Origin of the sequence: Pimelobacter sp. 30-1, from assembly GCF_018831735.1 — a bacterium.
Taxonomy (GTDB): Bacteria; Actinomycetota; Actinomycetes; order Propionibacteriales; family Nocardioidaceae; genus Nocardioides.
In genome coordinates this window covers 389,926-408,463 of sequence record NZ_NHTS01000006.1, presented here as the reverse complement: position 1 = coordinate 408,463, position 18,538 = coordinate 389,926, and the positions used below count along the sequence as shown (strand labels likewise).

Annotated in this window: 18 protein-coding genes; 11 read left to right on the top strand and 7 right to left on the bottom strand. The window is 73.7% G+C overall.

Annotated features, from left to right (window positions below):
• Positions 1-10: 10 nt before the first annotated feature.
• Positions 11-1,072, top strand: coding sequence for a DMT family transporter (locus CCO04_RS16885; RefSeq protein WP_252373355.1), 1,062 nt, complete (start codon positions 11-13; stop codon positions 1,070-1,072).
• Positions 1,011-1,856, top strand: a complete 846-nt coding sequence (locus tag CCO04_RS16880) for a hypothetical protein (RefSeq protein ID WP_215815286.1) — start codon at positions 1,011-1,013, stop codon at positions 1,854-1,856. The genes CCO04_RS16885 and CCO04_RS16880 overlap by 62 nt, the downstream gene beginning before the upstream one ends.
• Position 1,857: 1 nt before the next feature.
• On the opposite strand, the gene CCO04_RS16875 is transcribed toward CCO04_RS16880, so the two are convergent.
• The 3 genes from CCO04_RS16875 to ccrA form a co-directional block, all read right to left on the bottom strand.
• Positions 1,858-3,009 (bottom strand): AI-2E family transporter, encoded by a 1,152-nt coding sequence (locus CCO04_RS16875; protein WP_215815285.1) that lies wholly within the window; start codon positions 3,007-3,009, stop codon positions 1,858-1,860.
• Positions 3,006-4,277, bottom strand: a complete 1,272-nt coding sequence (locus CCO04_RS16870) for a hypothetical protein (protein WP_215815284.1) — start codon at positions 4,275-4,277, stop codon at positions 3,006-3,008. The genes CCO04_RS16875 and CCO04_RS16870 overlap by 4 nt, the downstream gene beginning before the upstream one ends.
• Positions 4,278-4,470: 193 nt before the next feature.
• Positions 4,471-5,811 (bottom strand): crotonyl-CoA carboxylase/reductase, encoded by a 1,341-nt coding sequence (gene ccrA, locus CCO04_RS16865; RefSeq protein WP_215815283.1) that lies wholly within the window; start codon positions 5,809-5,811, stop codon positions 4,471-4,473.
• 198 nt (positions 5,812-6,009) lie between these two features.
• Here ccrA and CCO04_RS16860 point away from each other — a divergent pair, with 198 nt between their 5' ends.
• Genes CCO04_RS16860 through CCO04_RS16850 form a run of 3 tightly spaced genes read left to right on the top strand, consistent with a single transcriptional unit; the run spans position 6,010 to position 8,239 of the window.
• Positions 6,010-6,762, top strand: coding sequence for a LamB/YcsF family protein (locus CCO04_RS16860; protein ID WP_257750413.1), 753 nt, complete (start codon positions 6,010-6,012; stop codon positions 6,760-6,762).
• Positions 6,759-7,388, top strand: coding sequence for an allophanate hydrolase subunit 1 (locus CCO04_RS16855; protein WP_215815281.1), 630 nt, complete (start codon positions 6,759-6,761; stop codon positions 7,386-7,388). The genes CCO04_RS16860 and CCO04_RS16855 overlap by 4 nt, the downstream gene beginning before the upstream one ends.
• Positions 7,385-8,239 carry a biotin-dependent carboxyltransferase family protein gene (locus CCO04_RS16850; RefSeq protein ID WP_215815280.1) on the top strand — a complete coding sequence of 285 codons (855 nt, stop codon included), beginning with the start codon at positions 7,385-7,387 and terminating at the stop codon, positions 8,237-8,239. The genes CCO04_RS16855 and CCO04_RS16850 overlap by 4 nt, the downstream gene beginning before the upstream one ends.
• 3 nt (positions 8,240-8,242) lie before the next feature.
• Here the strand turns inward: CCO04_RS16850 and mce are convergent, their stop codons facing one another.
• On the bottom strand, positions 8,243-8,701 hold the full coding sequence (gene mce / locus CCO04_RS16845) for a methylmalonyl-CoA epimerase (protein ID WP_374197010.1): 459 nt from the start codon (positions 8,699-8,701) through the stop codon (positions 8,243-8,245).
• A gap of 137 nt (positions 8,702-8,838) precedes the next feature.
• On the opposite strand from mce, the gene CCO04_RS16840 reads away from it, so the two are divergent.
• Both CCO04_RS16840 and meaB read left to right on the top strand, forming a co-directional pair.
• Entirely contained in the window at positions 8,839-10,038 is a 1,200-nt protein-coding gene (locus tag CCO04_RS16840; RefSeq protein ID WP_215815279.1) for an acetyl-CoA C-acetyltransferase, read from the top strand.
• 10 nt (positions 10,039-10,048) lie between these two features.
• Positions 10,049-11,032, top strand: coding sequence for a methylmalonyl Co-A mutase-associated GTPase MeaB (meaB, locus tag CCO04_RS16835; protein WP_252373354.1), 984 nt, complete (start codon positions 10,049-10,051; stop codon positions 11,030-11,032).
• Between the two features lie 15 nt (positions 11,033-11,047).
• Here meaB and CCO04_RS16830 read toward each other — a convergent pair whose 3' ends face one another.
• Positions 11,048-12,133: a polysaccharide deacetylase family protein gene (locus tag CCO04_RS16830; protein ID WP_215815278.1), complete on the bottom strand. Its 1,086-nt coding sequence runs from the start codon at positions 12,131-12,133 to the stop codon at positions 11,048-11,050.
• Positions 12,134-12,218: 85 nt separating this feature from the next.
• Between CCO04_RS16830 and dxr the strand changes: the two genes are divergently transcribed.
• The 3 genes from dxr to ispG all read left to right on the top strand — a co-directional run bounded on the left by dxr (position 12,219) and on the right by ispG (position 16,032).
• On the top strand, positions 12,219-13,322 hold the full coding sequence (dxr, locus tag CCO04_RS16825) for a 1-deoxy-D-xylulose-5-phosphate reductoisomerase (protein WP_215815277.1): 1,104 nt from the start codon (positions 12,219-12,221) through the stop codon (positions 13,320-13,322).
• A complete protein-coding gene (locus CCO04_RS16820; protein ID WP_305799878.1) occupies positions 13,319-14,686 on the top strand; it encodes an RIP metalloprotease in 1,368 nt (455 codons plus the stop codon). The genes dxr and CCO04_RS16820 overlap by 4 nt, the downstream gene beginning before the upstream one ends.
• Positions 14,687-14,880: 194 nt before the next feature.
• Positions 14,881-16,032: a flavodoxin-dependent (E)-4-hydroxy-3-methylbut-2-enyl-diphosphate synthase gene (gene ispG / locus CCO04_RS16815; protein ID WP_215815276.1), complete on the top strand. Its 1,152-nt coding sequence runs from the start codon at positions 14,881-14,883 to the stop codon at positions 16,030-16,032.
• Here ispG and CCO04_RS16810 read toward each other — a convergent pair.
• Positions 16,029-16,931, bottom strand: coding sequence for a homocysteine S-methyltransferase family protein (locus tag CCO04_RS16810; RefSeq protein ID WP_215815275.1), 903 nt, complete (start codon positions 16,929-16,931; stop codon positions 16,029-16,031). The two genes, ispG and CCO04_RS16810, sit on opposite strands and share 4 nt — an antisense overlap.
• Before the next feature lie 87 nt (positions 16,932-17,018).
• On the opposite strand from CCO04_RS16810, the gene CCO04_RS16805 reads away from it, so the two are divergent.
• Positions 17,019-17,864, top strand: a complete 846-nt coding sequence (locus tag CCO04_RS16805; protein ID WP_215815274.1) for a GNAT family N-acetyltransferase — start codon at positions 17,019-17,021, stop codon at positions 17,862-17,864.
• Here the strand turns inward: CCO04_RS16805 and CCO04_RS16800 are convergent.
• A complete protein-coding gene (locus tag CCO04_RS16800; protein ID WP_215815273.1) occupies positions 17,854-18,471 on the bottom strand; it encodes a TetR/AcrR family transcriptional regulator in 618 nt (205 codons plus the stop codon). The two genes, CCO04_RS16805 and CCO04_RS16800, sit on opposite strands and share 11 nt — an antisense overlap.
• Positions 18,472-18,538 lie beyond the last annotated feature (67 nt).

Below are 18,538 nucleotides of genomic sequence, written 5' to 3'. Positions count from 1 at the left end.
GTCATGGGTCATGAGGACGTTGACTCGTGACGGTGGGGCGGGTGTCGGCGCGGGCTTCGGGTTCGCCCTGGCCTCGGCCGCGTCGTTCGGTCTGTCCGGCGCGCTGGCGCGCCCGCTGCTCGACGACGGCTGGACCGCCGGCAGCGTGGTGCTGCTCCGGATCGTCATCGGCGCGCTCGCGGTGCTGCCGTTCGGCATCGTCGCGCTGCACGGACGCTGGCACCTCCTGCGGCGCTCGGCCCCCACCGTCCTGCTGTACGGCGGCCTGGCGGTCGCCGGCGCGCAGTACTGCTACTTCTCCGCGGTCCGCACCCTCGAGGTCGGCCCGGCCCTGCTCATCGAGTACACCGCCCCCGCGGCGGTCGTGGTGTGGATGTGGCTCGCGCACGGCCAGCGCCCGGGCCGGCTGACCGTCCTCGGCGCCGTCGTCGCGGCGCTCGGGCTGCTGCTCGTGCTCGACCTGTTCTCCGGCGCGGACTTCGACCTGCGCGGCGCGGCCTGGGCCCTGGCGGCGATGGTCGGCGCGGCGACGTACTTCGTGATCTCGGCCGACGACCGCAGTGGCCTGCCGCCGCTCGCGCTCGCCACCGGCGGCCTGGTCGTGGGCGGCGTGCTGCTCGGCGTGCTGGGACTGGTCGGGCTGATGCCGATGGCGGCCGGTTCGAGCCACGTCACCTACGCCGGGATCTCGGCGGCCCCCTGGGTGCCGATCGTGGTCCTCGGCCTGGTCACCGCCGCGCTCGCCTACACGACCGGCATCGAGGCCAGCCGGCGCCTCGGCTCGCGGCTCGCGTCGTTCGTGGCGCTGAGCGAGGTCGTGCTCGCCGTCGTGTGGGCGTGGCTGCTGCTCGACCAGCTGCCCGGTCTGGTCCAGCTCGCCGGTGGCGCGCTCATCGTGGCCGGTGTGGTCGGGGTCAAGCTCGGCGAGCGCAGCGTCAGCGCGGTCAGCATCGCCGTGGGAACCGATCCGCTCCCGGCGCCGTCGTCGGAGCATGAGGTGGTTGCCGGCGATGCTGCTCCTGGTCGTGACGACAGCGGCGTGCCGCGCCGAGGAGCCCCGGCGGCCGGCTGAGCCGGGGGCGGCCCCCACGGCGCCGGCCGACGGCTGGCGCACGGAGACGTGGGCCGGGCTCAGCGTCGACGTCCCGGCCGACTGGACCTACGGCGGTGCGCCGATGCGCCTCGGCGGCGGAGAGCGCGGGGTCTGCCCGCCCGCGGTGATGGGCGCCGACGACGGCGCGACCGGCTGGGTGGGGCGTCCGGTGCTGCTCTCCGACGTCTGTGCCTTCTACCCGTGGATCCCGGGCTCGCGCGAGCTGACCTCGACCACGCCGTTCGTGTGGCTCGGCGCGGCGGTGCGCCCCGGCGTCGTGCGGTACGAGGGCGGGCTGGTCCAGGAGACGATCGCGACGCACGGGACCACCCTTACCGTGGGCAGTGCCGACGCCGGCCTGCGGCGCCGGATCCTCGCCTCGGCCCGCCCGGCCGAGCTGTGCCGGCCCGGGGGAGCGCCGTCCGCGTGGACCGAGGTGTGCGGCTACCGGCGTACCGACGGCGGGGGGCTGGTGCTCGGCTTCGCCGAGAAGGTCGATCCGGCGGTCATGGCGGAGACGGTGACGGCGGCCCGGGCGGCCGCGGAGGTCCCGGCCGGCCGGCGCTGCCGGGCCGAGCCGGGGGAGGTCGTGGAGCTGCGCGACGCCCGGCGCACGGTGCGCGTCGACCTTGCCTGCGCCACGGTGGACGTCGGCGACGCCGGCGACGCGGACGTCCACCGGCTCACGGTACGAGCGCGCGGGGCGTGGGCGACTCCTGTCGCCCACGCCACGCTCAGCACGCTGATCGGCCTGCAGGGGTGAGCTAGCGCAGGTCCTGCTGCTTGACCACGACCTCGCGCAGGATCAGCAGCACCGCCGCCGCGACCGGGATCGCGAGCAGCGCGCCGACGACGCCGAGCAGGCCGGCGCCGACGAGTGCGGCGATGACGATGACCGCGCCCGGCAGGTCGACGGACTTGCTCATCACCCGCGGGTAGATGACGTAGTTCTCGACCTGCTGGTAGACGACGTAGAAGATCACGCAGGCGATGCCGGTCTTGATGTCGGTCGCGAAGGCGATCGCCGAGACGATCACCGCGCCGATGGTGGCGCCGATCATCGGGATGACGTCGAGCAGGGCCACGACGAAGGCCAGGGCGACGGCGTACTCGCGGATGTCGGTGAACCAGAGGAACACCAGCGAGGACATGCCGGCGCAGAGCGCGACGAGGAAGGCGCCGGAGACGTAGCCGCCGATGTTGGCGATCACCTTGTCGCCGAGCTTGGAGACCCGCTCGCGGCGCGAGGCCGGGGCGAGCTTGTAGATCGCGCCGGTCGTCGTCTTGAGCGAGGCCAGGAAGTAGAGCGTCAGGACGATGATCACGAACAGGTTGAACAGCGCCGAGATGACCTTGAGGCCCACACCGAGGACGCCGCCGAAGAGGCTGGAGAGGAAGTCGCCGTCCTCGATGAAGGCCTTGGCCTTGTCGATGACGTCGTACTCGCGGTTGAGGTCCTGGATCTGCTTGTTGCGCTGCAGCTCGTCGAGCCAGGCCGGCGCGTTCTTGGTGATCGCGGTGACCTGGTCGGTGATCACCGGGACGATCGCGACCAGGAACAGGCCGAGCGCGACGAAGGCGATGACCAGGACGACGGTGACCGCGAAGGAGCGCCGCAGGCCGCGGCGCTCCAGGGCCTCGACGGCGGGGTTGAGGCCCGCGGCGAGGAAGAACGCCACCACGACCAGCATCAGCACCGAGCTGATGGCGGTCAGGGACTTGAAGAGCAGGAACGCCGTCAGCGCGCCGAGGCCGCCGACGAAGCCGTAGAAGAACGGCGAGCGCCGGTCGAAGGGCCGTCCGGGCGTGCCGTAGGGCGCGAGGTCACCGTCGACCGGTGCGGCCGGGTCGATGCCGCCGTGCTCCTGCACCCCGTCCGCGGCGTCGGCCGCGGACGGGGATGCGGGTGTGCTCAACTGTCGTCCTCGCCGAAGCCGGCGACCAGGTCGGCGAGCGAGGACAGCTGGGCGGTGATGGCCGCCCGGCGCTTGGTGAGGCGGTCGAGCTCGGCCTTGCGGGTCGCGATCTCGCGCTCGAGCTCGGCGTCGCCGCTGGCCGACACGGCCTCGGCCTGGGTACGGGCCGAGACGATGATCTGCTCGGCCTCGCGGCGGGCGCGGGTCAGCAGACCCTCGGCCTCGGCCTGCGCGGCGCTGCGGTTGGCGGTGGCCTGCTTGCTGGCCTCGGCCGCGCGGGCCTCGGCGGCGTTGGCGCGCTGCTCGGCCTCCTCGACCAGGCGGCGGGTCTCGGCGACGGCGGTGTTGTGGTGGTCGGTGGCCTCGCGGGCCAGCCGCTCCTTCTCCATCGCCAGCGCGCGGCGGGCCTCCTGGACCTCGCGGTCGACGGCCGCGCGGGCCTGCTCGACCTCGCGCTGGGCCTGGCTGCGCTGCTCGGAGGCCTCCTGCTGCGAGGCCAGCCGGAGCTGGTCGGACTCGCGGCGCGCGGCGGCGAGGGTGTCCTCGGCCTCGCTCTTGGCCAGCGCCCGCTCCTGCTCGGCGTCGGCGAGCAGACGGGTGCGGTTCTCCTCGAGCTCGCGCAGCTGGACGGCGCGCATGTCGTCGGCCTCGCGGGCGGCGTCGGCGCGGATCGCCTTGGCGTCGCGGGCGGCCTGGTCGCGGACCTCGACGGCGTCGTTCTCGGCCGTCACCCGGATCTCGGAGGCCTCCTCCTCGGCCAGGCGCAGCATCGCGCTGGCGCGCCCGCCGAGACCGGCGTACGACGGGTTGTCCATCTCGGCGAGCTCGGCCTTGAGCCGGGCGACCTCGCGGTCGAGGTCGATGACCTTCTGCTCGGACTCGGTCAGGCTCGCGCCGAGGGTCGCCTTCTCGCTGGCGAGCTGGCGGATCTGGGTGTCGACCGCGTCGCGGTCGTAGCCGCCCTTGCGCACGATCGGCAGACCGCCGGCCGCACCGCCGGGCGCGGTGAAGCCGACCGGGCGGGCACCGCCGCCCGGAGCACCGGACGCCGGCGGCTGGGCGGGTGCCTGCGCCTGGGGCCGGGCGGCGGGCGCGGGGCGACCGGGCTGGGCCGGGGCCTGCGCCTGGGGGCGCGCGACCGGGGTCTCGGCGGTCTTCACGGCGGGGATCACCTGCGTCGGCTCGTCGTCGGCCTTCGTCGTCACGTTCTTGGGCTCCTCGGTCGGGGTGGGCTCGTCGTCGAAGATGGACAGACCCTCGTCGCTCATGGAACTGAGCCTCCCTGGCTCTCGCGTCGGTGTTTCGGGGGGTGGACTGGGGTGGGACCGCACCCATGATCCCCGATAGGGGAAGGGTTTCCCACCCCGCCTCGCCGGGCGGGACGGCGGCGCACCCCTGGGCGCGAAAAGCCGAGCGGGCCGAGCGCGTGGTGCGCTCGGCCCGCTCGTCGTACCGCGGGGATCAGATCCCGCGGAACAGGTTGATCTTGTCGAGGTGCTGCTCGCGGAGCTCGGCCTTGCGCACGCCGAGGCCCTCCTCGGGCGAGAGGCACAGGACGCCGACCTTGCCCTGGTGCTTGTTGTGGTGCACGTCGAGCGCGGCCTGGCCGGTCTGCTCGAGCGTGTAGGTGCGCGACAGGGTCGGGTGGATCTTGCCCTGCGCGATGAGGCGGTTGGCCTCCCACGACTCGCGGTAGTTGGCGAAGTGGCTGGAGATGATCTTCTTGAGGTTCATCCACAGGTAGCGGTTGTCGTACTCGTGCATGTAGCCCGAGGTCGACGCGCAGGTGGTGATGGTGCCGCCCTTGCGGGTGACGTAGACCGAGGCGCCGAAGGTCTCGCGGCCCGGGTGCTCGAAGACGATGTCGATGTCCTCGCCGCCGGTGAGCTCGCGGATGGCCTTGCCGAAGCGCTGCCACTCCTTGGGGTTCTGCTGGGTGCCCTCCTCGTTCCAGAACTTCGGGGCGAGCTCGGAGCGGTTGATGACCATCTCGGCGCCCATGTTGCGCACGATCTGGGCCTTCTCCTCGTTGGAGACCACGCAGATCGGGTTCGCGCCGCCGTTGAGGGCGTACTGCGTGGCGAAGCCGCCGAGGCCGCCGGAGGCGCCCCAGATGAGGACGTTGTCGCCCTGCTTCATGTTGCCGCCGTTGGACGAGACCAGCTGGCGGTACGCCGTGCAGTTGACCAGGCCGGGGGAGGCGGCCTCCTCCCAGGTGAGGTGCTCGGGCTTGGGCATGAGCTGGTTGGCCTTGACCATCGCCACGTCGGCGAGGCCGCCGAAGTTGGTCTCGAAGCCCCAGATGCGCTGCGAGGGGTCCATCATCGTGTCGTTGTGGCCGTCGGGCGCCTCGAGCTCGACACTCAGGCAGTGGGCCACGACGCGGTCGCCCGGCTTCCACTTGGTCACGCCCGCGCCGACGGCGAGGACGACGCCGGACAGGTCGGAGCCGACGATGTGGTAGTCGAGGTTGTGCCGGGCGCCGAGGTCGGACTCGCGGCCGTAGCGCTCGAGGAAGCCGAAGGTGGAGACCGGCTCGAAGATCGAGGTCCACACGGTGTTGTAGTTGATCGCGGAGGCCATGACCGCGACGAACGCCTCGCCGGGGCCGAGCTCGGGCAGCGGGACCTGGTCGACGTGGAGGGACTTGCGGGGGTCCTTGTCGCGAGAGTCGATGCCCTCGAACATGTCGACCTCGTCCTTGTGGACCGTCACGGCCCGGTAGGACTCCGGGAGCTCGAGGTTGGCGAAGTCCTCCGAGGAGGTCCCTTCGGCGAGGATGGCGTCGAGGATGTGCTGCACGGGCGTCGTCTCCCTTGGAATGCGGTGCGGGACCGGTGGGGCTGGCTGGCAAGTACGGGCCGCCGCGAAGATACCCGTCGGTAACCTCTGCGTGGTGAGTTCGTGACACTCATCTCATCGCGTCCCGCCCGGCGGGCGGGCGTCGGCGGCTCGCGCCGTCCTGGGCTCGGCGGCGCTCCGATGGGCCACCATAGAGCCGTGACGTTGCATTCGGGTGGCCTGTCCACGAAGGAGGGGGTCGTCGACCTCAACGCCGATGTCGGCGAGTCGTTCGGCCGCTGGCAGCTCGGCGACGACGGCGCCCTCGTGCCGCACCTGACCAGCGCCAACGTGGCGTGCGGCTTCCACGCCGGCGACCCGCTCACGCTGCGCCACACCTGCGCGATGGCGGTCTCGGCCGGGGTCACGATCGGGGCCCAGGTCGGCTACCGCGACCTGGCCGGCTTCGGCCGCCGGTACGTCGACGTACCGGCCGCTGAGCTCACCGCCGACGTGCTCTACCAGCTGGGCGCGCTCGACGCGATCGCCCGCGCGGCGGGCGGCCGGGTCGCCTACCTCAAGCCGCACGGCGCGCTCTACCACGCGGTCAGCCGGCACCCGGCGCAGGCGGAGGCGGTCGTCGAGGCGGTCCGCGCCTTCGGCGGGCTCCCGGTCCTGGGGCTGGCCGGCTCGGCCTTCCTGGAAGCCGTCGAGGCGGCCGGGCTCGAGGCGGTGGGCGAGGGCTTCGCCGACCGGGCCTACCTGCCCGGTGGCGGCCTGGTGCCGCGCACCGAGCCGCACGCGCTGCTCACCGACCCGGTCGCGGTGGCGGGACAGGCCGTCGAGCTCGCCCGGTCGGGCAGCGTGCGCTCGCTCTGCGTCCACGGCGACTCGCCGGGTGCGCCCGAGCTGGCCGCAGCGGTCCGCGCGGGGCTGGTCGAGGCCGGGATCCCGGTCGGCGCCTTCGCATGAACCTGGTGCCCTACGGCGACCGCGGGCTCCTGGTCGAGCTGCCCGGGACAGCCGAGGTCGTCGCCTGCGCCGATGCGCTGCGCGCCGACCCGGCCGCGGCCGGGCTCCTGCTCGACGTGGTGCCCGGCGCCCGCACGGTGCTCCTGGTCGCCCGCCCGGGGGTCGGCGTCGACCGGCTGCGCGCGCTGGTCCCCGCGGCCGCCTCGGCTCCGGCGGCCGTCGCCGAGGGGCCCGAGCTCACCGTCCCCGTCGTGTACGACGGCCCGGACCTCGCCGCCGTCGCCCGGCTGACCGGCCTGGACGAGGCCGCGGTGGTCGCCGCGCACACCGGGACGCCGTGGCGGGTCGCCTTCGGCGGCTTCGCGCCGGGCTTCGCCTATCTCGTCGGCGGCGACCCGCGGCTGCGGGTGCCGCGCCGGCCCGAGCCGCGGACCCGGGTGCCGGCGGGCGCGGTGGGGCTGGCGGGGGAGTTCAGCGGTGTCTACCCGCGCGCCTCGCCGGGCGGCTGGCAGCTCCTCGGCCGCACCGGCCTCGTGCTGTGGGACCTCGACCGGGACCCGCCGGCGCTGCTCGCCGCGGGGGCCACGGTCCGCTTCGTCGCGGTCGAGGCGGAGGAGCACCGGTGAGCGGCGCGCTGCTCGTGCACGCGGTCGGCGGACCCTGCCTGGTCCAGGACGCCGGGCGGCCGGGACACGCCGCGATCGGCGTGGGGGCGAGCGGGGCGGCCGACCGGGCGTCGTACGGGCTGGGGAACCGGCTGGTCGGCAACGCTCCCGGCGCGGCCGCGCTGGAGGTGGTGCTCGGCGGGCTCGAGGTCGAGGCCACGGCCGCGACCTGGGTGTGCGTGACCGGCGCGCCGGTCCCGCTGACGGTGGCCGGGCGGGCCGAGCCGACCGGCGCGGTGCTCGCGCTGCGTCCTGGCGAGCGGCTGTGGATGGGGATGCCGGTCAGCGGCCTGCGCTCCTACCTCGCGGTCCGCGGCGGGATCGCCGTCGCGCCGGTGCTCGGGTCGCGCTCGCGCGACACCCTGGCCGGGATCGGGCCCGCGCCCGTCGCCGCCGGCGACCGCCTGGCGCTGGGGGTGGACGGCACGGGGGAGCTGCTCGTCGACGCGGTGCCCCCGGCGTCGTACGGCGGGGCGGTGGCGGTGCGCCTGCTCCGCGGCCCCCGCGCGGACTGGGTCGCCGACGTCGAGCGCCTGGTCGGCCAGACGTGGCAGGTGGGCGCGGCGAGCGACCGGGTGGGCCTGCGCCTGGACGGCGCGCCGCTGACCCCGGTCGCCGAGCGCGGCGAGCTGCCGAGCGAGGGTGCGCTGCGCGGGGCGGTCCAGGTGCCGCCGGGCGGGGGACCGGTCGTCTTCGGACCGGACCACCCGGTCACCGGCGGCTACCCCGTGGTCGGTGTGGTCGTCGACGCCGACACCGACCGGCTGGCCCAGCTGCGCCCCGGTGACCCCGTGCGCTTCGGCTGGGCCTGAGCCTCAGTGGCCGCCGTCGGCGGCCGGCTCGACGAGCTCGACCAGGACGCCGCCGGCGTCCTTGGGGTGCACGAAGTTGATCCGGCTGTTGGCGGTGCCGCGCTTGGGCTCGGGGTAGAGCAGGCGCACGCCGCGCTCGCGCAGGATCGCCGAGACCTGGTCGAGGTCGGCGACCCGGTAGGCCATCTGCTGCACGCCGGGGCCGCTGCGGTCGAGGAACTTCGCGATGGTCGACTCCTCGTTGAGCGGCGCGAGGAGCTGGATGCAGGAGCCGGAGTCGCCGACCGCGACCATCGCCTCGCGCACGCCCTGCTCCTCGTTGGTCTCCTCGTGCACGGCGACCATGCCGAAGGTGTCGCGGTAGAACGCGATCGCCACGTCGAGGTCGGGCACCGCGATGCCGACGTGGTCGATGGCGGTGAACAGGTGCTGGGGCAGGCCGTCAGTACTCATGCGGGCCATTCTGGACCACGGCCGATCGGTGACGAGTGCCACATCCACGCCCCTCTGAGACCCCTCGCGACCCCAGGTGACCCGCGAGTAGAGTCGAAGGAGTTCACGTTTCGGTACCACCGATGTTTTCTTCCACGGAGGCAGCAATGTCCGACAACCCCAGCGTCATCGTCGCCGGCGCTCGTACGCCGATCGGCCGCCTGCTCGGCGGCCTCAAGACCCTGTCGGCCGCCGACCTCGCGGGCGTCGCGATCAAGGGCGCGCTGGACAAGGCGGGCGTCGCGCCCGAGCAGGTCGACTACCTCATCGTCGGCCAGGTCCTCCAGGCCGGCGCCGGCCAGAACCCGGCCCGCACCGCCGGTCTCGCCGCGGGCCTGCCCGCGAGCGTCCCGTCGATCACGATCAACAAGGTCTGCCTCTCCGGCATCAACGCCATCGCGCAGGCCGACCAGATGATCCGCTCCGGCGAGGCCGAGATCGTGGTCGCCGGTGGCACCGAGTCGATGACCAACGCCCCGCACCTGCTCCCCAAGAGCCGCGACGGCTTCAAGTACGGCGACACCACGCTCGTCGACTCGATGGCCTACGACGCCCTCTACGACCAGGCCACGCAGCAGGCGATGGGCAACCTCACCGAGGCCGTCAACGCCGAGCGCACCAACGCGCTGAGCCGTGAGGAGCAGGACGCCTTCTCCGCCCGCTCGCACCAGCTCGCCGCCGCCGCCCAGAAGAACGGCGTCTTCGACGACGAGATCGTCCCGGTGAGCATCCCGCAGCGCAAGGGCGACCCGGTCGTCATCAGCAAGGACGAGGGCGTGCGCGGCGACACCACCGCCGAGTCCCTCGCCGGCCTGCGCCCGGCGTTCTCCAAGACCGGCACGATCACCGCGGGCTCGGCCTCGCAGATCTCCGACGGTGCGGCCGCCGTGGTCGTCACCAGCAAGAAGAAGGCCGAGGAGCTCGGCCTGCCGATCCTCGCCGAGATCGTCAGCCACGGCCAGGTCGCCGGCCCGGACTCCAGCCTCCAGCTGCAGCCGGCCAACGCCACCCAGAAGGCCCTCGACAAGGCCGGCCTGAGCGCCGCGGACCTCGACCTGGTCGAGTTCAACGAGGCCTTCGCCGCGGTCGGCATCGAGTCGGCCCGCGCCCTCGGCCTCGACGAGGACAAGGTCAACGTCAACGGCGGCGCGATCGCCATCGGTCACCCCCTCGGCGCCTCCGGTGCCCGGATCACGCTGCACCTGGCGCTCGAGCTCAAGCGCCGCGGTGGCGGCGTCGGCGCGGCCGCCCTCTGCGGCGGTGGCGGCCAGGGCGACGCCCTGGTCATCCGGGTTCCCTCTGCCTGATCGTCCGGCTTTGCCTGACCGAAGCACCCAGGGCGGCCGTCGCGGGATCACCGCGGCGGCCGTTCCTGACATCGTGGCCAAGGCGCGCGAGGGCGACCCGCGCTCGGTGGGCCGGCTGGTCTCGCTCGTCGAGGACGAGTCGCCGCTGCTGCCCGACCTCATGCGCACGCTCGCGCCCCACGCCGGCCACGCCCGCATCGTCGGCCTGACCGGCTCCCCGGGGGTCGGCAAGTCGACCTCGACCAACGCGCTGATCGGCGAGCTGCGCCGGCGCGGCCAACGGGTCGCCGTCCTCGCGGTCGACCCGTCCTCGCCGTTCTCGGGCGGGGCGCTGCTCGGCGACCGGATCCGGATGGGCGACCACGTCCTCGACCCGGGCGTCTTCATCCGCTCGATGGCCGCGCGCGGTCACCTCGGCGGTCTGGCCTGGACCACCCCGCAGGCGCTGCGCGTCCTCGACGCGGCCGGCTTCGACGTCGTCCTGGTCGAGACGGTCGGGGTGGGGCAGAGCGAGGTCGAGGTGGCCGGCCATGCCGACACCACGATCGTGCTGCTCGCGCCCGGGATGGGCGACGGCATCCAGGCGGCCAAGGCCGGGATCCTCGAGATCGGCGACCTCTACGTCGTCAACAAGTCCGACCGCGAGGGCGCCGACCGGGTCCGCCGCGACCTGCGCGCGATGCTCGGTCTCGCCGAGCGCCGCGACGGCGCCTGGCGTCCGCCCGTCCTCAAGACCACCGCCTCGACCGGGGACGGCGTCGTCGACGTCGTCGACGCGCTCGAGGAGCACACCGCCTGGCTGCGCGAGAGCGGCGAGCTGGAGCGCCGCCGGATCCGTCGCGCCCGCGACGAGGTCGAGACCCTCGCGCTCACCGCGCTGCGCCGGCGCTGGGGGAGCGTCGGCTCGGGGGACCGGCTCGACGCGCTGGCCGCGGCGGTCGTGGCCGGCGAGACCGACCCCTACACGGCGGCCGAGACCCTCGTTGAGGGCTAGCCCGCCGCCGTGGGCTCAGAAGGGCCCGCCGCGGCGCAGCAGGACCGGCGGCCCGGGCAGCACGACCCGCCCGGCCGCGGCCGTGTCGGTGATCGTCACCGTCGCGGACCGCTCGGTGCCCAGGCGCAGCCCCTCGGGGGAGCGCAGCCGGACGGTGAAGGTCTCGGCGGGCTCGAGCACGCCGTCGGCGACCAGCGGGATCCGGAGCTTGGCCGACCGCTTGCCCGCCGGTACGACGAGCCGGGTGCTCAGCCGCGGCAGGTCGGTCCCGACCGTCGCCGTACCGGAGTGGGTCTCGACGACGACCGCGGTGTCGCGCCCGGCCGGCCGGTCGAGCCTGACCCGGACCACGGCCGCGCCGCCCTCGACGCCGTCGCGGGTCACGAGCGTGGCGGTCGGGGTCGGGAAGCCGGGGCGGCCCTTCTCGTCGAGCGCGGTGAAGCAGTAGCCGCGGCGCCGCGCGCCCTGGACGACCTGGGCGACCGCGCCGACCGAGATCGGCGAGCGGTTGACGCCGTCGTGCTGGAGCACGATGTTGGCGCCGGGGCGCAGCGAGCCGAGGATGCGGGCGGCGATCTGGTCGGAGGTGCCGCTCTTCCAGTCCAGCGAGTCGGTGGTCCACAGCACGGGGACGAAGCCCGCGTCGCGGATCGCGCGGCGGATCGTCGGGTTCGTCGCGCCGTACGGCGGCCGCATCAGCCGGGTCGGGTGCACCCCGGCCCGCAGCAGCGCGCGGTTCGTGGTGCGCAGGGTCCGCAGCGCCTGGTCGTAGGACAACGTGCGCATGTCCTGGTGCGCCCAGGTGTGGTTGCCGATGAGGAAGCCGTTGCGCTCGATCTCGCGCACCGCGCCCGGCATCGCCTCGACGCGCTGCCCGACGACGAAGAACGTCGCCGGCACGTGCTTGCTGCGCAGCAGCCGGATCAGCCGGTGCGTCGTACCGCGGGCCGGACCGTCGTCGAAGGTGAGCGCGACCTGTCCCTTGCACCCGCGCGCCTTGGCCGGAGCCGGCGCGGCGGCCTGGGCGGGCAGGACGAGGAGCGAGAGGGCGCAGGACAGGGCCAGGGCGACCAGCAGGAGGGGGGTACGGCGCAGGAGCACGCGGACAGCATGAACCGTCAGGTGCCCGTGCACCGTCATTTCGGCGATTCGGTGCTGTGATGTCGCCCGCTGAGAGGATGGGCGGGTGAAGGACGTCGTCATCCTCGGCTCGACCGGTTCCATCGGCACCCAGGCGCTCGACCTGGTGCGTGCCAACCCCGACCGCTTCCGCGTCGTCGGGCTGACCGCGGGCGGCGGCAACCCCGCGCTGTTCGAGGAGCAGGTCGCCGAGTTCGCCCCCCGGTTCCACGGCCTGGGCGAGGAGGCGAGCGTCGAGGCGGCCCGGCAGGAGTGCGATGTCGTCCTCAACGGGATCACCGGCGCCGTCGGCCTGCGCCCCACGCTCGCGGCCCTCGACGCCGGGACGACGCTCGCGCTGGCCAACAAGGAGTCGCTGGTGATGGGCGGCCCGCTCGTGCTGGAGCGGGCCCGGCCCGGCCAGATCGTGCCGGTCGACTCCGAGCACAGCGCGCTCGCCCAGTGCCTGCGCGCCGGCACCCCCGACGAGGTACGCCGCCTGGTGCTGACCGCGAGCGGCGGCCCGTTCCGCGGCCGGACCCGCGCCGAGCTCGCCGACGTCACCCCCGAGCAGGCCGGCAACCACCCCACCTGGGACATGGGCCCGGTGATCACCATCAACTCCGCGACCCTGGTCAACAAGGGCCTGGAGGTGATCGAGGCGCACCTGCTCTTCGGCATCCCCTACGACCGGATCGAGGTCGTGGTCCACCCGACGAGCGTCGTGCACTCGATGGTCGAGTTCGTCGACGGCTCGACACTGGTCCAGGCCAGCCCGCCGACGATGCTCATCCCGATCGCGCTCGGCCTGTCCTGGCCCGACCGGGTGCCCGACGCGGCACCGCCGGTCGACTGGACCCGGCCCGAGACCTGGGAGTTCCTCCCGCTCGACGACGAGGCCTTCCCCGCGGTGGCCCTGGCCCGGGCGGCGGGGGAGCGCGGCGCCACCGCGCCGGCGGTCTACAACGCGGCCAACGAGGTCGCGGTCGAGGCCTTCCGCCAGGGCCGGCTGGCCTTCACCGGGATCGTCGACCTGGTCGGCGACGTCCTAGCCGCCCACGACGTACCCTCAGAGGGTCAGCTCTCGCTCGACGACGTCCTCGCGGCCGACGCGTGGGCGCGGGAGAGCGCCACCCAGCTCATCGACCCGAGGACCGCATCCCGCCCATGACCGCTCTGCTCTACCTTCTCGGCGTCGTCGTCTTCGCAGTGGCGATCCTGGCGTCGATCGGCCTGCACGAGCTCGGCCACATGATCCCGGCCAAGGCCTTCGGCGGAAAGGTCACCCAGTACTTCATCGGGTTCGGCCCGACGGTGTGGAGCAAGCAGGTCGGCGAGACCGAGTACGGCGTCAAGGCGATCCCGCTCGGCGGCTACGTCAAGATCGTCGGCATGCTCCCGCCCGGCGCGGAGCAGCTGGCCGACGAGGCCGGCGTCGACGAGCACGGCAACCAGGTGCTCAAGGTCCGCAAGTCCAACACGGGCATGTTCACCCAGCTGATCTCCGACGCCCGCGCCGCGGAGTGGGAGCTGGTCCGTCCCGAGGACACCGACCGGCTCTTCTACAAGATGGCCTGGTGGAAGAAGGTCATCGTCATGGGCGGCGGCCCGATGGTGAACATCGCCATCGCCTTCCTGATCTTCGCCGGCGTCTTCGCCACCTACGGCAACCCGAGCGACCAGAAGAGCGAGCTGACGATCAGCGAGGTCCAGGGCTGCGTGATCCCGGTCGACGAGAACGGCCGGACCTGCACCGAGGACGAGATCGCGACCTCGCCGACGCCGGCGTACGTGGCCGGGCTCCAGAAGGGCGACCGCTTCGTCTCCTTCAACGGCACCACGATCACCACCTGGGAGCAGCTCCAGAAGCTCATCCGCTCCAACGACGACGGCGAGGCCACGATCGTCGTCGAGCGCGGCGGCGAGCAGCTCACCCTCGCCACCCGGACCAAGGTCGAGCCGCGCTTCCTCGAGGCCGAGGACCGCGAGAAGAAGAAGACCACCGAGGTCGGCTTCCTCGGCGTCAGCCCGGTCACCCACCCGACCACCGGCGGTGTGTTCTACACCGCGGGCCAGATGGGCCACATGACCGTCGAGGTCGTGAAGTCGCTGGCCACCCTGCCGGTCAAGGTCTGGGACGTCGCCAAGGCCATCGTCGGCGTCGAGAAGCGCGACCCGGCGGGCCCGGTCAGCATCGTCGGCGGCGGCCGCCTGGCCGGTGAGACCGCGTCCCACGACGAGATCAGCAGCCGCGACAAGGTGCTCTCGCTGCTCATGCTGGTCGCGGGCTTCAACTTCTTCATCGGCATGCTCAACCTCGTGCCGCTGCTGCCGCTCGACGGCGGTCACATCGCCAGCGCGCTGTGGGAGGCCGTACGCCGCGGCCGGGCCCGGCTCTTCCGCCGTCCCGACCCGGGCTACGTCGACGCCGCCAAGCTGCTCCCGATCGCCTACGTCGTGGCGAGCGCGCTGCTCGTCATGGGCCTGGTGCTGATCGTCGCGGACATCGTGGTGCCCGTGCACCTCGAATCCTGATCCCACCCCACCCGCGACCGACGAGGCCGGGCGGGTAGGGCCTGCCGGCGGTGCGCCGCCCCAGCACGCACCCGTGCGCCGCCTCCTCGGTCGCCGGGCCTCCGGCCCGCCTCCCTCGTCGGCGGTACCCGGGCACGCACTGGAACGACGCACCACTCGACACCCCCTACCCGCCCAGCCTCTAACCTGGACCCATGACGTCGATCAGCCTGGGCATGCCGGCCGCGCCGCCGCCGGTGCTCGCCCCCCGTCGTACCACCCGCCAGATCCAGGTGGGCAAGGTCGGGGTCGGCAGCGACCACCCGATCTCGGTGCAGTCGATGACCACGACGCTCACCTCCGACGTCAACTCCACGCTCCAGCAGATCGCCGAGCTCACCGCGGCCGGCTGCGACATCGTCCGGGTGGCCTGCCCCAGCCAGGACGACGCCGAGGCGCTCCCCGAGATCGCCCAGCACAGCCAGATCCCGGTCATCGCCGACATCCACTTCCAGCCGAAGTACGTCTTCGCCGCGATCGAGGCCGGCTGCGCCGCCGTCCGGGTCAACCCGGGCAACATCAAGAAGTTCGACGACCAGGTCAAGGAGATCGCCGCGGCCGCCAAGGACCACGGCACCTCGATCCGGATCGGCGTCAACGCGGGCTCGCTCGACAAGCGGCTGCTCGAGAAGTACGGCAAGGCCACCCCCGAGGCGCTCGTCGAGTCGGCGGTCTGGGAGGCGAGCCTCTTCGAGGAGCACGGCTTCCGCGACTTCAAGATCTCGGTCAAGCACAACGACCCCGTCGTGATGGTGCGCGCCTACGAGCTGCTCGCCGAGGCGGGCGACTGGCCGCTGCACCTCGGGGTGACCGAGGCCGGCCCGGCGTTCCAGGGCACCATCAAGTCGGCCACCGCTTTCGGTGCGCTCCTCTCGCGCGGCATCGGCGACACCATCCGGGTCTCGCTCTCGGCGCCGCCGGTCGAGGAGGTCAAGGTCGGCATCCAGATCCTCCAGTCGCTCAACCTGCGCCCGCGCAAGCTCGAGATCGTCTCGTGCCCCTCGTGCGGCCGGGCCCAGGTCGACGTCTACACGCTGGCCGAGCGGGTCACCGCCGGTCTCGACGGGCTCGAGGTCCCGCTGCGCGTGGCCGTCATGGGCTGCGTCGTCAACGGTCCCGGTGAGGCCCGCGAGGCCGACCTGGGTGTCGCCTCCGGCAACGGCAAGGGCCAGATCTTCGTCAAGGGCGAGGTCATCAAGACCGTGCCCGAGGCCGAGATCGTCGAGACCCTGATCGAGGAGGCGATGAAGATCGCCGAGTCGATGGAGCCGGTCGAGGGCGCCGAGCCCACCGTCTCGGTCTCCTAGGCAGGCCCGGGGACGCCCCACATCGCGGCCACGTGCCGCGCATCGGTCCCGCAGCAGCCGCCCAGGACCGTCACCGCCGTGAAGGCGTCGAGCAGCGGCCGCTGGTCGGCGGCGAGCCGATCGGGATCGCCCGCGTCGAGGGTCGGTGCGGCGTCCAGCTCGGCATGGCTCATCGTCGAGGCGTTGACCCGCAGGCCGCCCACCCGGTCGCGCCAGCCGCCCTCGTCGAGCCCGCGCGCGACGTGGCTCGGGTGCGCGCAGTTGACCACGAAGTACGCCGGCGCGGCCGCCGCGTCGACCGCGGCCACCGCCGCGGCCAGCGTCGTCCCGTCCGGCAGCCGGCCGTCGGTCTCGACGGTGAACCCGATCCCGGCCGGCAGGCCGACGTCGGCGGCCGCGCGGCTGATGCCGATCGCCTCGCCGACCTCGGTCAGGGTCAGTGCCGTGGCCCGGTCCGCGCCGCCGGCCGCGAACGAGGCGAGCTGTGGTCGGTGGTACTCGGCGGCCGCGTCGGGGTCGACCGGTCCGGCCGAGGCGTAGCCGTCGCCGCGCGGGCCCAGCATCCCGCCGACCTGCCAGCCCACCAGCTCGTCGGCCCGCTCCGCCGCGACCTCGCGCAGCAGGTCGAGGCTCGCCCGATCGATCCGGTCGAGCGCCGCGGCGTCGTACCCGAGGACGGCGGCGTGGTCGGGGTTGGCCCGCCAGGTCGGTGCCTCCAGCAGCACGGGGGCCTGCGCACGCACGGCGATGTCGACGTAGCCGCGGTAGTAGTCGCGCAGCACCGCCCGGCCCTCCTCGGAGTCGAGCAGCGGGAAGGCGGCGAACTCGGGCAGGTCGAAGCCGCGCAGGAAGATCAGCTCGGTCTCCAGACCGCCGTCCGTCACGTGTCGTGTCGTCATCGGGCACCTCCGCCGGTCGCACCAGTGTGCGCTCGGAGAGAACGGGGACGCCATCCCAAGAACCGGGGAGTGCCCTAGGCTCGGGCCGTGTTGACGACCCGGTCCGGTGTGCGCGTGCTCGCGCAGACCGACCTGCCCGCGTTCCTGGCCCTGGCCGGCCAGGACCCGGTCGCCAACGTCTTCGCGATCCACCGCGCCCACACCACCAACCTCGAGCCGCGCTGGCTCGGTGGCGAGATGTGGGGCCGGTTCCGCGAGGGTGAGCTCGTCGCGGCCTGCCACGTCGCCGCCAACCTGGTGCCGGTGCAGGCCACCGCCGAAGACGCGGCCCGGTTCGCCGAGCGGGCCCTGGCCCGGCGTCGTACGGTCTCGACGATCGTGGGCCCGCAGGAGCCGGTCCGCGCCTTCTGGGGTCAGGTCGCCCCCCACTGGGGCCAGCCGCGCGACGTGCGCTGGGACCAGCGGCACCTGGCGATCGACACCGCGCCCGCGATCACCCCCGACCACGGCGTGCGCGCCGGCGTCCGCGACGACCTGGCCACGCTCTACCCGGCCTGCGTGGCGATGTACACCGAGGAGGTCGGCGTCTCGCCCGAGACCGGCGGGGGCGGCGACCTCTACCGGGCCCGCGTCGCCCAGCTCGTCGGCCGCGGCTGGTCCTTCGTCCGGTACGACGGCGACGAGCTCGTCTTCAAGGCCGAGGTCGCCTGCGCGACCCCCGACGCGGCCCAGATCCAGGGGGTCTGGGTGCCGCCGCACCGGCGCGGCGAGGGCCTGGCCACGGCGGGCATGGCCGCGGTCGTGCACCAGGTGCGCGCCCGGATCTCGCCGACGGTCTCGCTCTACGTCAACGACTGGAACCACGCGGCCCGCAAGGCCTACGAGCGCGTCGGCTTCGTCGAGACGGCGCGCTTCGCGACCGTCATGTTCTGACCCGCGGCAGCCCGTTCCACAGCAGCTGGGCCGCGACGTCGGTGACCTCGTCGAGCGAGGCGTCCGGGTGCTCCTGCCACCAGCGCGCGACACCGTCGACCCCGGTGATGAGCAGCTCGACCACGACCGCCGCGGGGGTCGTCCCGGCGGCCAGCCCGGCGCGGGCGAGGTCGGGGCCGAGCATCGTCGCGACCGCCTGGGTGCGCGCGGTGCGGAAGGCGTGCACGGCCTGGTCGAGCCCCGGGTCACCCGTGGGGATCGGGTCGACGAGCAGCCGGCGGGCGGCCGGGCGCTGCTGCGCGAACGAGAGGTACGCCGCCACGGTGGCCCGCATCCGCGCCCGGCCGGCGCCGGCGCCGGTGATGCCGCTGCCGACCTCGGCGAGCATCGCGGCGTTCTCGGTGCCGAGCACGTGCAGGTAGAGCGCGCGCTTGTCGCGGAAGTGGTCGTAGAGCACGGTGCGCGAGACGCCGGCGGCGGCCGCGATCTCGCCGACCGAGGCGGCGTCGTACCCGCGCTCGGCGAAGACCTCGACGGCGGCGGCCTCGATCCGCTCCCGGCGTGCGGACGCGGTCAGCCGGCGGCGGACGGAACCGGTCGCGCTCACGGTCGCCTCCTCGGGGGCCCTTGACCTGGCATGGCGGGGTCACGATACTCGGCGGCACGCAGTTACC